Below are 12,318 nucleotides of genomic sequence, written 5' to 3'. Positions count from 1 at the left end.
CACGACCAGAGTCACCGCACCCAGCCGTACCACCGCGGCGGATCAGCCCGCGTTTGATCCGGTGCTCTTTGTGAACCAGGTCTTCTTCGCGGTGCTCTGGTACGCAGCCTTCCCCGTCACCCTGCCGCTCAGCCCCGTCGTGGCCGTGCTACAACGTTTCGGCAGAACGACACCAATCCCGCCGGTCGAGCTAGTTCTGAGCGCCGTGGATGTCTTCCTGTCTCCGCTGAAAGTGGTTCTTGACTCGATCTCTTCAGGCCTCCTCCCGCAAACAGCTTCTGCCGCTGCGGAATCCAGCTCAGCTTCGCGGGCCAACCGGTCGACACCATTCCGAGCGCCGCGCCAAGATGACCGCGCCAAGCGTGGTGCGGTTGCCAGCTCGTCGCGGGCTGCCGACCGCAAACCGGCGACCCATCGCAATGCCAAGAGCGCCCCAAAGGCTTCTACCGAGAAGAAGCAGTCGGGCACAGCCCGTTCGGCCCGACCCACGAAAACCAGCGATTGAAATCACAGCTTCGGCGCGAGGGCGTCGACATATCCGGGGGGACTTATGTACGAATCGTCTAGCGCGCGTCACCGCGCATCTCGTCTCATTGCTGTCGGCGCCTCCGCCGTTGTCGCTCTAGCGCTGGTGTTTCCCGCAGACACGACGCAGCCCTCGATCCCACGGCCAGTGCACGTCCCTGCGATACAGCTGCGAGCCAGCGCCGCCGAGCTCACAGGCGCCACCACACGCACCACCACCGCGCCCCACCGCACCGCAGCGTCGGCCCCGCAAGCCAACGCCTCTGCCGAGACAGTGCTTCGTAATGCGCTCATCTTGGCGGGCGCAATCGCGTTGACGCCGGTTTGGTATGTCGGCTTTCCGATTACCGCACCGATCAGCGTATTCCTGGCCTATGGGCTCAAGAACCTCCTCTATCCCGGAGGCGGCATCCGCGAGCTCGCTATCTTTTCGGTCGGCATTTACGCGGTAGCCCCGGTGCTCGCGATCGCCTATGCATTTGGCCCCTTCGCCGCAACCGGTGCGAACACGCGGCCAGCGACGCAACCGCCGGCGGTAGCCCAAACCACTCGCCACGTTCGCGACGTAAATCGAGGCCAGGCCGGCTCGAAGCGGACTGCCAATCCAAGTCCACCAGCCAAACAACGTGCAGCGGTCCACCGGTCCGGTGCCCGGGCGACTGCGAAGACGTCTACCGAGAACAAGCCTCGGGGCACCGCCGGCTCGGCCAGGAGCGCCAACAAGCGAGCGCAATCGTGAAACTGGTATCCAGCCACCACCGGTAATGCAATTTCGCAGTGTCGCAATCAAGCTCACGGCTTGGGCGTGAGCGCACTGCCCTTCAGCCATTCGCCCCACGGCACCGTCCAGTCGCCGTTCTGCCAGATCTCCAGGCCCGGGCCACCGGTGTTCTTGACCTCCACGACATCACCGGGCTGGGAGAAGTCGAAGAACCAGGACGCGTTCTCGCCGTTGAGGTTCAGGCAGCCGTGCGAGACGTTGGTGTTGCCCTGCGCCCACCGGGTGTCGTTGAGTTGGTGCAGGTAGATGCCGTCGGTGCTGATCCGCGTCGCGTACGGGATCTTCGTCTTGTAGCCCATCGAGGAGGCCACCGGCAGACCGTAGGTCGACGAATCCATCGTCACCGACTCGGCCTTGTCGATCACCGTGTACACCCCGGGCGGCGTCCAGAACGAAAACGTGCGCCCGGCAATGGTTTGGTAGCCACCCTGACCCATCGACGTCGGCATCGCCCGAACCAGCTTGCCGTTGTCGAACACGCTGACGACCTTGGTCGTGTCATCCGCTATGGAGACGTGCGCATCGCCAATCGTGAAGGTGGCCTTGGCATTTTCGTTGCCGTAGAGCCCATCCCCGAGTTTCAGCCCGAAAATGTTGGCGGCCACGGACACCGTCGTGCCCGGGGCGTAGTACTTCGCCGGCCGCCAGTGCGCGGTCTTGTCGTCGACCCAGTACCAGGAGCCCGGCACCGGCGGGTTGGTGGTCACCACCAGATTGCGTTCGGCGGTCGCCTTGTCGGTGATCTGCTCGTCGAAGCGTGCCGCGATGATCGTGCCGATGCCGTAGCGCACGTCTTCGTGGATCGGCAACCCGCCGGGCGTCTCGAGGTAGACCTGGGTGAGGTTGTTCGGCGAGGCGGTCGTGAAGGTGGTGGTCCGCGACAGTGGCACCCCGCTGGCGCCCTGGCTGGCCACCTGCATGGTGTAGGTGCGCCCATACTTCAGCGGCATGGTCGGCTGCCACGACGTCCCGTCTGGGGAGAGCGCCCCGGCCAGGTTGTTGCCGTAGTCGTCCACCAACGAGACGCTCGTCAGACTGCCGCCGACCACCTGTGCGGACACCCGGCTCAGTGGGTTGAGGTCGGCCGAGCCGTTCGCCGGGGCCATCCCCAGCAGCGGCGGCTTCGGCGGTGCCGGCGGCAACTGCACCTGCGCTGTGGCGGTCGCGGTCTTGCACCCGTCCCGGCACCCGGGCAGCCCGGCGACATCGCTCCCGAGAACGCCGAGGAGCAGCAGGCCCACCACGAGGACGGCCGTGCATGCGCGACGGGAAAAGACCACCGAAATCACTCCAGAGCTGGTCGACGATGAGTTGCCGGCGTCATCTTTGACGCCTGAGATCATAGACGGCCACGGCACCGTCTGGTCACTTGAAAAGAGCTGATGCGGCCGTCACCAGCAGCAAACATCCAATCATTAGCGGAATTTAACTTTTCGGCCGGCATCTCAGTGCAGCGCACTGCCTTTGAGCCACTCGCCCCACGGCAACGTCCAGTCGCCGTTCTGGATCAGTTGCAGCGGCGGCCCGCCGGTGTTGCGGACCTCGACGACGTCGCCGGGCACCGAGAAGTCGTAGAACCACGCGGCGTTCTCGCTGCTGAGGTTCAGGCACCCGTGTGAGGTGTCGGTGTTGCCCTGCGCCCACACCGTCGCGTTCAGCTGGTGCAGATAGATGCCGTCGGGGCTGATGCGAGTCGCGTACGGGATGGTCTCGCGGTAACCCAGCCGCGAGTTGATCGGCAGCCCGTAGGTGGAGGAATCCATGATCACCGGGTTGGCCTTGTCCATGACGGTGTAGACGCCGGGTGGTGTCCAGAACGTCAGCGTCTGGTCACCGATCGTCTCCGAGCCGCCCCGGCCCATCGACGTGGGCATGGTGCGCACCAGCTGGCCGTTGTCGAAGACGCTGACCTGCTTGGTGATGTCGTCGGCCACGGCGACGTGCGCGTCGCCAATGGTGAACGCCGCGCTGGAATCCTCTTCGCCGTACAGCCCGGCGCCGAGTGGGACGCCGTAGACGTCCGCCCGCACGTTCACCGAAGTGCCTGGGGCGTAATACTTTTCCGGGCGCCAATGGGCATTCTGCTCGTCGACCCAGTACCACGATCCGCGCACCGGCGGGTTGGTGGTCACCGAGAGGTGTTTCTCGGCGGCCACCCGGTCGGCGATCGGCTCGTCGAAGTGGGCGACGACGACGGTGCCGATTCCGAACCGGCCGCCGTCGAGCGGATGGCCGGCCGGCGTGGTCAGGTACACCTCGCTCTGATCGCTGGGCACCAGGGTCTGGAACGTCGACGACAGCTCGGACGGGACGCCACCGGGCCCGCGGGCGTCGACCTTGAGGGTGTAGCTGCGTCCATATCCGAGCGGCACGGTGGGCTTCCAGGTCTTGAAGTCGGGGGTGACGACACCGGGTATGGGTTTGCCGGCGTCGTTGACCATCGTGACGTGGGTGAGCATGCCGCTCGTGGCGACGACCGTGATCCCGCCCAGTGGGTCGACATCGGTAGCCCCGTCGGCGGGCGTGAGCGTGACGGCGGCCGGGTCCTTCGACGGCGCCGGCTGCGGGTCGCGGGCCGCGGCCTCGGTGCGGCAGTGCTGCGGGCAGCGCGGCGCAGCGGAGACGACGACACCACCGAGCACTGCCAGCACCGCCAGCACGACGCCGAGGCACGCCCCACGGGCACGACGACTAAAGCTCAACTGGTCACTCCATGACTAAGAGGTCGGCCACTGTTGCCGGGATACCGATGATTTATCGGGCCCCTGAAGCATAGACGGCGCCAGGGGCCGTCGCGTTCGGGCAAAGGCGCGTGCCGCGTCACAACATGGACAAGACTCGAGCACATGACCGAACCCGGTGCTGCCCGTGTCGCGGTGTACCTCGACTTCGACAACATCGTCATCTCGCGCTACGACCAGGTGAACGGCCGCAACTCTTTTCAGCGCGACAAGGCCAAGGGTCTGGAGGCGGCGAAGCTCACCCGTGCGCGTGTCGATGTGGGCGCGATCCTGGATTTCGCCTCGTCGTTCGGGACCGTGGTGCTCACCCGGGCATATGCCGACTGGTCGGCCGACGTCAACGCCGAATACCGCGAACAACTGGTGGGACGGGCGGTGGACCTGGTGCAGCTGTTCCCCGCCGCGGCGTACGGCAAGAACGCCGCCGACATCCGGCTGGCGGTCGACGCGGTCGAGGACATGTTCCGGTTGCCCGACCTCACCCACGTGGTGATCGTGGCCGGCGACTCCGACTACATCCCGCTCGCCCAGCGCTGCAAGCGGTTGGGCCGCCACGTCGTCGGGATCGGTGTGGCCGGCTCCTCGAGCCGGTCCCTGGCCGCGGCCTGCGACGAGTTCGTCATCTACGACTCGCTGCCCGGGGTGCCGGTGTTCCAACCACCGGATGCCGCACAGCCTGCCAAGCGGGCCAAACGCACGAAGTCCGAGGCTGAACCGCCGGATCCGCAAGCCGTGGCCACCGCGCTGCTGGAGCGGGCGTTGCAGATCGGCCTGGAGAAGGACGACGCCGACTGGTTGCACAACTCCGCGGTCAAAGCACAGATGAAGCGGATGGACCCGTCGTTTTCGGAGAAGTCGTTGGGCTTCAAGTCGTTCAGCGACTTCCTGCGATCCCGCACCGATGTCGTGGAGCTCGACGAGAGCTCCACCACGCGGATGGTCAAGCTCCGCTAGGAGACGGAATTTGAAAAGTGCTGCACAAGAAGATGTTTCGGTGATCCCACCAGGTTCGCCGGACTGCGAGGTGTCCGCGCAGGTTTCTGACTCCGCAACAACACCCTGGATCTCCCCGCCGCGATCGCGCGACAATTGACGACGTGAAAATCGCCATCAGCGGCGCGGGTGTCGGCGGTGCCGCCCTCGCCCATTGGCTGCACCGCACAGGCCACACACCGACTCTGATCGAGAAGGCACCGGCCTTTCGTACCGGTGGTTACATGATCGATTTCTGGGGCGTCGGGTACCAGGCAGCCAAACGCATGGGTATTGAGGACCGCATTCTGTCGGCCGGTTATCAGGTCGAGCACGTCCGTTCGGTGGGTGCTCGCGGAGAGATCAAGGCCGACCTGCGTGTCGCCGGCGTGCGTCGCCTGATCGGCAATGACTTCACCAGCCTGCCTCGGGGTGATCTGGCCGCGGCCGTCTATCGAACCGTCGAGGACCAGGTCGAGACGATCTTCGACGACAGCATCGCAACGGTCGAGGACACCGGCGAGTGCGTCCGGCTCACCTTCGACACGTCGCCGGCACGGGAATTCGACCTGCTGATCGGGGCTGATGGTCTGCACTCCAATGTGCGCCGCCTGGTCTTCGGCGACGAACGCACCGTCGAGCGCTATCTCGGCTGCAAGGTGGCGGCGTGCGTCGTCGACGGCTACCGGCCGCGCGACGAGTTGGTGTACCTGACCTACAACACGGCGAACCGGCAAGCCGGGAGATTCGCGCTGCGTGGCGACCGCACGCTGTTCTTGTTCATCTTTCGTGCCGACCGCGACGGTCCGGCCACCTCGCCGAAGGAACAGCTGCGCAACGAATTCGGCGACGCAGGCTGGGAATGCCCGGCGATGCTGGCGGCTCTCGACGGGGCGGCCGACATCTACTTCGACGTCGTCAGCCAGATCCGGATGGACCGATGGTCACGCGGCCGCGTCCTGCTCCTCGGAGACGCCGCCGGTTGTATCTCGCTGCTCGGAGGCGAGGGCACCGGCCTGGCGATGACGGAGGCCTACGTCCTGGCCGGTGAGCTCAGTCGTGCGGGCGGCGACCATCGGCAGGCCTTCGAGCAGTACGAACGAAAGCTGCGCCCGTTCGTGGAGTCCAAACAAGCCGGCGCGGTGCGCTTCATCGGCTTCTTCGCCACCCGCACCACGTTCGGATTGCGGTTTCGCAATCTGGCGATGCGCGCGATGAACTTCGGCCCGCTGTTGAAGATGTTCGCCGGCGACATCCGCGACGACTTCGAATTGCCCGACTACGGGATCTAGTCAGGCGGTCGAGTCGATCCACACCGCGCGGGCCGCCGCCAGTGGTTCCCCGTCGGCGGTGTAGAGCGCGGAACGTGCGCCGATGTCGCGGCCGTCATGCCAGTCCGAGGTCGCTACCACCACGCACTGCTCCCCGATCCGCGGGACCCGGTCGATGCGCGCCGTCATCCTGGCGAGAACCGCGACACCGCCGGGGATGCGGTTGAACGCCGCCCACCCGCCGGGGCAATCCAGCGCTGCCCACACGATCTCGGGCCGCACGGCGCCGCCATCGTCGGCCAGCGTTTCGTCCGGAGTCCACCGGTCGGCCAGAACCGATTGTCCGGGAAGCCGTTTGACGAAGATCCGCAGCCCGTCACCGGCCTCGCGGTCGGGGCCGCAGGTGAAACAGCTGCGAAACGGATGGTTGGCGTCGGCCACCGCATCCGTTGCGTCAGCGGGGATGTCCAGGACGGGCGGCAGCACCTCGACGGGCTCGTCGACCGGTTTCGCCACCGCCACCACGTCCCCACCTGCCGGGCGCACCTCGTACACCGGCCCCGTTTCTTCGACCAGAAGCGCGGTGTCCAGCGGGGGTGGTTTGAGCAGCCTCACCTCGACCAGATCGGCCGGGACGCGGCCGGCGATCACGCCGCAGGCGTACCCGCCGTTGGCGCTTCCGGGCGGACCGTTGAAGCGCCCGCCGAGCATCAAGGACGGCTCGCTCACGACCGGTCTCCTTTCACCCGAGCCAGCAGCCACGCCTGACCGTCGCCTTCGCCTGCGGCGAGCACCTGCAGACGTGCGAACGCGACGTCGAGTTCCCCTGCTGCAGCCCGGAAAAACCCCGGCTCCGCGCCCACCTCGCTGAGCACGCTGATTGCCAGCAATCCGCCGGGTGCCAAGAGGTCCACCATCGCCTGGTACAGCCGCGGGTCGCGAAACCGATGGCAAAGGACCATCTCGACCGGCGGCCCCGGCGGCAGACCCTCGTCGAGATCGGCGACGCAGAACCGGCACCGTTCGCTGACCCCGTGGCGGTTCGCCAACTCCTGCGCCCGCTCGATCGCGACGGCAGAGACGTCGACCCCCCACACCGTCAAGCCGCGCTCGGCCAGCCAGACCGCTGCCGCACCGGCGCCACACGCCAGATCCAGCACACGACCCGCCGTCGGGAGGGCATCGACGTACGGTGCGAAGACGTCGGGCAGGCGGGGTGAACCGCCGGTCTTGTTCGCGTACTTCTCGTCCCAGCGGACGCGATCAGCCTCGGCCACGTCGCTCACGGTAGACGCCGGAACCGGTGCACCCCGCGGGGATTGAGATTCTCATAAGCGGGTAATCGCGACGGATGTCGAATGCGGAGTCTCTGTGGCTGTCCAAGTCCGCGTCGCAGACGCGAGGTTCGGACAAGCAGGAAGTTCAGTTTCACTACGACATCTCCAATGAGTTCTTCAGGCTCTGGCAAGACCCCACCCAGACCTACAGCTGCGCATTTTTCGAGCGTGACGACATGACGCTCGAAGAAGCCCAGATGGCCAAGGTCGACCTGTCGTTGGGGAAGCTGGATCTACAGCCGGGGATGACACTGCTGGACATCGGCTGCGGCTGGGGCTCGACCATCCAGCGCGCTGTGGAGAAGTACGACGTGAACGTCATCGGGCTGACGTTGTCGGAGAACCAGAAGCAGCACATCGAGCAGAACCGATTCCCGAACATCGACACCGGTCGCAGCATGGAAGTCCGACTGCAGCCATGGGAGGAGTTCGACGGCAAGGTAGACCGGATCGTATCGATCGGCGCCTTCGAGCATTTCGGGTTCAACAAGTACGACGACTACTTCAAGAAGACGTTCAGCTGGCTGCCCGATGACGGGGCGATGCTGCTACACACGATCATCATTCCCGAGGACGCTGAGATCAAAGCCAAGGGCTTGCCGCTGACCATGTCGCGGGTGCGGTTCATCAAATTCATCATGGACGAGATCTACCCCGGTGGCCGGCTGCCGCTGGCGTCGATGGTCAGGCAGCATGCCGTGACGGCCGGCTATGACGTCACTCGCGAACAACATCTGCAGCCGCACTACGCCCGCACACTGGACACCTGGGCAGCCAACCTGGAAGCCAAGCACGACGAGGCCGTCGCGATCACCTCAGAAGCCGTTTACGAACGCTTCCACAAGTACCTGACCGGATGCGCCGATCTCTTCCGGACCGGCTACACCGACGTTTGCCAGTTCACGTGCCAAAAGTCAGTGAGCTAGCCTGGAGGTCGTGGTGACGGAAAGTGGTTCCGGCTCAACACAGTTGAGGCCAGCATACGAGGATGTCCAGGCGCATTACGACATCTCGAACGACTTCTTCGGACTGTTCCAGGACCCGTCGCGGACGTACAGCTGCGCGTACTTCGAACGCGACGACATGACGCTGGAAGATGCCCAGCTCGCGAAAATCGATCTGGCATTGGGCAAGTTGGATCTACGACCCGGGATGACCCTGCTCGATATCGGCTGCGGCTGGGGCTCGGCGATGAAGCGCGCCGTGCAAAGTTTCGACACGAACGCACTCGGATTGACGTTGAGCCGCAATCAGTGCGCCCTGGGCCAACAGCTACTCGACGCTGTCGAGACCGATCGGTCACGGCAAATCCTGTTGCGCGGCTGGGAAGAATTCGACCAGCCGGTCGACCGGATCGTGAGTATCGAAGCGTTCGAGGCGTTTCCGAAAGACCGGTACGCGGCATTCTTCACCACCTGCCATCGGGTCATGCCCGATGACGGGCGAATGGTATTGCAGACCATCATGGGTCATCCGCTGAAACGCTGGCCGGAGCTGGGCATCCCGATCGTGATGTCGGACCTGAAGTTCATGCGGTTCATCGCCAAGGAGATCTTCCCGGGCGGTGCGGTGCCGTGCGACGAAGACGTCGTCGAATTCGCCGAGCAGGCCGGGTTTTCGGTGGCTCACCTGGACTCCCTCACGCCGCATTACGTACGCACCCTCGATATCTGGTCACAGCGGTTGGAAGCCGCCCGCCAGCAGGCGATCGACGTGACCTCGGTCGAGGTCTACGACCGCTACATGCGCTATCTCGTGGGGTGCTCGGACTTCTTCGCCCGCGGAATATCCGAAGTCGGACAGTTCACCCTGGTGAAGCGCTGATCACGGGGCGCCGAACGCCAGCACCGCGTTGTAGCCGCCTAGGCCCATGGAATTGCTTATCGCATAGCGGTAGTCGCCGCGGCGCGGCTGGTCGACCACCACGTCCAGACCGATCTCGGGATCGACGACTTTGACGTTGCGCGTCGCCGGAACAACGCCGTCGCGCAAGGCCTGCACGGTCAGCACTGCCTCCACAGCTCCCGCGGCACCAAGTGAATGCCCCAGAGCGGCTTTGGGCGCATAGACCGCGGGGTCATGACCCCCGAGCGCGCGGCGGATGGCGCGGGCCTCGGCGAGGTCGCCGAGGGTCGTGCCGGTGGCGTGCGCATTGACGTGATCGATGTCGGCTGGCTGCAGCCCGGCCAAGTCGACCGCGCGGGCGATGGCGGCTGCGGCGGTTTCACCGGTGGGGTCCGGTTGGACGGCGTCGTGGGCGTCGCAGTTCGTCGATGCACCCATGAGGCGGGCCAGGATCGGCGCACCTCGGGCCTTCGCGTGCGCTTCGGTTTCGATGAGCATCAACGCGCCGCCTTCGCCGAGCACCATGCCCTCCCGATACCGATCGAAAGGACGACAGGCGCCGGGCGGATCGTCGTTGTTGGTGGACATCAGGCCCAGCTCGTTGAACGCGGCGACCGGAACGGCTTCGACCCACGTCTCGACCGCGCCGCAGATCGCGATATCGGCCTCGCCCATGACAATGTGCCGCCATGCCTGTGCGATCGCGCCGGACCCGGATGCGTCGGCCATCACCGGGGCGATCACGCCGGCTTTGGCGCTTCGTTGCAGCCCTACCGCGGCAGCGGGCGCGTTCGGCATGTACATCTGGATCGCCAGCGGCGACATCGCCCGCAGGCCGCGCGCCTCAAAAGCGCCGAACTGCCGGGCGATCTCTTCGGTAGTGCCCAGAGCGAGTCCGATCGAGACCAGCAACCGACGGGTATCGACGTCGGGCGAGCCGGCCGCCGCCCACAGCCGCCGACCCAAGACGGTGGCCATCTTGCCCAGGTAGGACAGGCGCCGAAGCTCGACGCGGTTGAGCTCCTGGTCGAAGTCCTCGCGCAGGGCTCCGCCGATGCGTACGGGCGATTCGCACTCGCTGACAAACCACTTGTCGAGCTGACGAATACCGCTACTGCCCTCGAGCAGTTGATGCCAGGTCTCCTCGGCGTCGGGAGCCAACGCGGTGGTCGAGGTCACCGCGGTGACCACGACATCGGTGAGACCCTCACCCGTCCGCAATGCTGTCATCCCCGGTTGGCCCTTCGATGGCGTCGTGTGACGCGCGGCATACCCTCCTGCGCGGGATTTATAACCTGCCCGGTACTGCTATGCTGGTCGCAACGTTGGCGTCACGAAGAAGTCGTCAACCGCGTCGTGGAACACCTTCACTTCACCGGCACTTCCGGAATCCGGAAACCGAGTTCAGCTGATGTAGTGCCCCCAAGCACACAGTCTCGCGGCGATCGATTTTGCCCACCGGCAATCTCGCCACATACCCGATGCCCGAAAGGCACCATGACAACCGAACAATCCTTTGCGGACCTCGGCGTGCCCGCACCCCTGGTGCGCGCCCTGTCCGACAACGGAATCACCCATCCCTTCCCGATCCAGGTCTCGACGCTGCCAGACACACTGGCCGGTCGCGACGTGCTGGGCCGGGGCAAGACCGGCAGCGGCAAGACGCTGGCGTTCTCCATTCCGCTGGTCAGCCGGCTGACCGGTACCACGCGACGTGCGTCGCGGCCCTCGGGTCTGGTGCTGGCACCCACCCGTGAGCTGGCCACCCAGATCACCGCCGCGCTGCAACCGCTGGCAGAGGCGTCCGGGTTGCGGGTCACCACCATCTTCGGCGGAGTACCGCAGAACAAGCAGGTCAAGGCGCTGCAGGCCGGTGTCGATATCGTCGTCGCCTGCCCGGGCCGGCTCGAAGACCTGATGCGCCAGCGCCTGATCACCCTCGACGCCGTCGAGATCACGGTGATCGACGAGGCCGACCACATGGCCGACCTGGGCTTCCTGCCCGGCGTCACCAGGATCCTGGCGGCCACGCCGGCCGGCGGGCAGCGGTTGCTGTTCTCGGCGACGCTGGACAACGGCGTCGACAAGCTGGTCACCCGATTCCTGCGCAACCAGGTGTCGCACGCGGTCGACTCCGACCAGTCGCCGGTGGACGCGATGACCCATCACGTGTTCCATGTGGCCAGCGCCGACGCCAAGAAGGATCTGGTGCACACGCTGGCGTCCGGTACCGGACGGCGAATCCTGTTCCTGCGCACCAAGCATCACGCCCGCAAGCTGGCCAAGCAGCTCACGCAGGCCGGTATTCCGTCAGTTGACTTGCACGGCAACCTTTCTCAGCCTGCTCGCGACCGCAACCTGGCGGCTTTTGCCGCCGGTACCGCGCGGGTGTTGGTCGCCACCGACATCGCTGCGCGCGGTGTCCACGTCGACGACGTGGAGCTCGTGGTGCACATCGATCCGCCCGCCGAGCACAAGGCGTACCTGCACCGCTCGGGTCGGACCGCGCGAGCGGGACGGGCCGGTGACGTGGTGACCGTGGTTCTGCCCGAGCAGCGCCGCGATACGCAGGCGCTTCTACGCAAGGCCGGTATCAAGGCGACGCCGCAACAGGTTTCAGCCGATTCCGAGCCGGTCCAGGCACTCGTCGGCGAGGTTGCTCCGTACCAGGCCCCGCCGGCGGCGCCGGCGCCCGTGCAGCAGCAGCGTCGCGCCCCCGCCCAACGCCGGCCCGGTGGCGGCCAGGCCCGTCAGGGCGGCGGCGGGCAGCCCAGCCAGGGTGGCCGTCGGCGCTCCCGCCGGCCGCGCTCCGCGGTGGGCGCCAAGTAGATTTCGTTCCGGCGGTC

11 protein-coding genes are annotated in these 12,318 nt (G+C 66.0%); 6 read left to right on the top strand and 5 right to left on the bottom strand.

The window, feature by feature from the left end; translation table 11 throughout:
- Positions 1 to 70: 70 nt before the first annotated feature.
- On the top strand, positions 71 to 505 hold the full coding sequence (locus tag HPC46_RS19785) for a hypothetical protein (RefSeq protein WP_179472978.1): 435 nt from the start codon (positions 71 to 73) through the stop codon (positions 503 to 505).
- Between the two features lie 812 nt (positions 506 to 1,317).
- Here the strand turns inward: HPC46_RS19785 and HPC46_RS19780 are convergent.
- Positions 1,318 to 2,586, bottom strand: coding sequence for a L,D-transpeptidase (locus tag HPC46_RS19780; RefSeq protein ID WP_325096711.1), 1,269 nt, complete (start codon positions 2,584 to 2,586; stop codon positions 1,318 to 1,320).
- Between the two features lie 165 nt (positions 2,587 to 2,751).
- The gene (locus HPC46_RS19775; RefSeq protein ID WP_218894405.1) at positions 2,752 to 4,008 is read right to left on the bottom strand and encodes a L,D-transpeptidase; all 1,257 of its coding nucleotides are present in this window, start codon (positions 4,006 to 4,008) and stop codon (positions 2,752 to 2,754) included.
- Positions 4,009 to 4,152: 144 nt separating this feature from the next.
- Here HPC46_RS19775 and HPC46_RS19770 point away from each other — a divergent pair, with 144 nt between their 5' ends.
- Positions 4,153 to 5,001, top strand: coding sequence for an NYN domain-containing protein (locus tag HPC46_RS19770; RefSeq protein WP_179472976.1), 849 nt, complete (start codon positions 4,153 to 4,155; stop codon positions 4,999 to 5,001).
- 143 nt (positions 5,002 to 5,144) lie between these two features.
- Positions 5,145 to 6,311, top strand: coding sequence for an FAD-binding domain (locus HPC46_RS19765; protein WP_179472974.1), 1,167 nt, complete (start codon positions 5,145 to 5,147; stop codon positions 6,309 to 6,311).
- On the opposite strand, the gene HPC46_RS19760 is transcribed toward HPC46_RS19765, so the two are convergent.
- Both HPC46_RS19760 and HPC46_RS19755 read right to left on the bottom strand, forming a co-directional pair.
- Entirely contained in the window at positions 6,312 to 7,019 is a 708-nt protein-coding gene (locus tag HPC46_RS19760) for a hotdog fold domain-containing protein (protein WP_179472971.1), read from the bottom strand. It abuts the gene before it with no gap.
- Positions 7,016 to 7,567 carry a class I SAM-dependent methyltransferase gene (locus HPC46_RS19755; RefSeq protein ID WP_179472969.1) on the bottom strand — a complete coding sequence of 184 codons (552 nt, stop codon included), beginning with the start codon at positions 7,565 to 7,567 and terminating at the stop codon, positions 7,016 to 7,018. The genes HPC46_RS19760 and HPC46_RS19755 overlap by 4 nt, the downstream gene beginning before the upstream one ends.
- 74 nt (positions 7,568 to 7,641) lie before the next feature.
- Between HPC46_RS19755 and HPC46_RS19750 the strand changes: the two genes are divergently transcribed.
- Together HPC46_RS19750 and HPC46_RS19745 are read left to right on the top strand one after the other, a co-directional pair.
- Complete coding sequence (locus HPC46_RS19750; protein ID WP_325096710.1) at positions 7,642 to 8,553, top strand: cyclopropane mycolic acid synthase family methyltransferase; 912 nt, start codon at positions 7,642 to 7,644, stop codon at positions 8,551 to 8,553.
- A gap of 13 nt (positions 8,554 to 8,566) precedes the next feature.
- Positions 8,567 to 9,451, top strand: a complete 885-nt coding sequence (locus tag HPC46_RS19745; protein ID WP_179473046.1) for a cyclopropane mycolic acid synthase family methyltransferase — start codon at positions 8,567 to 8,569, stop codon at positions 9,449 to 9,451.
- Here the strand turns inward: HPC46_RS19745 and HPC46_RS19740 are convergent, their stop codons facing one another.
- A complete protein-coding gene (locus tag HPC46_RS19740; RefSeq protein WP_179472967.1) occupies positions 9,452 to 10,702 on the bottom strand; it encodes a KasA/KasB family beta-ketoacyl-ACP synthase in 1,251 nt (416 codons plus the stop codon).
- Positions 10,703 to 10,969: 267 nt separating this feature from the next.
- Between HPC46_RS19740 and HPC46_RS19735 the strand changes: the two genes are divergently transcribed.
- Entirely contained in the window at positions 10,970 to 12,301 is a 1,332-nt protein-coding gene (locus HPC46_RS19735; protein WP_179472965.1) for a DEAD/DEAH box helicase, read from the top strand.
- Positions 12,302 to 12,318 lie beyond the last annotated feature (17 nt).

The sequence above is a fragment of the Mycolicibacterium vinylchloridicum genome (genome assembly GCF_013404075.1).
GTDB lineage: Bacteria > Actinomycetota > Actinomycetes > Mycobacteriales > Mycobacteriaceae > Mycobacterium > Mycobacterium vinylchloridicum.
The sequence above is the reverse complement of the archived record's forward strand: the minus strand, read 5'-3'. Positions and strand labels throughout refer to the sequence as shown.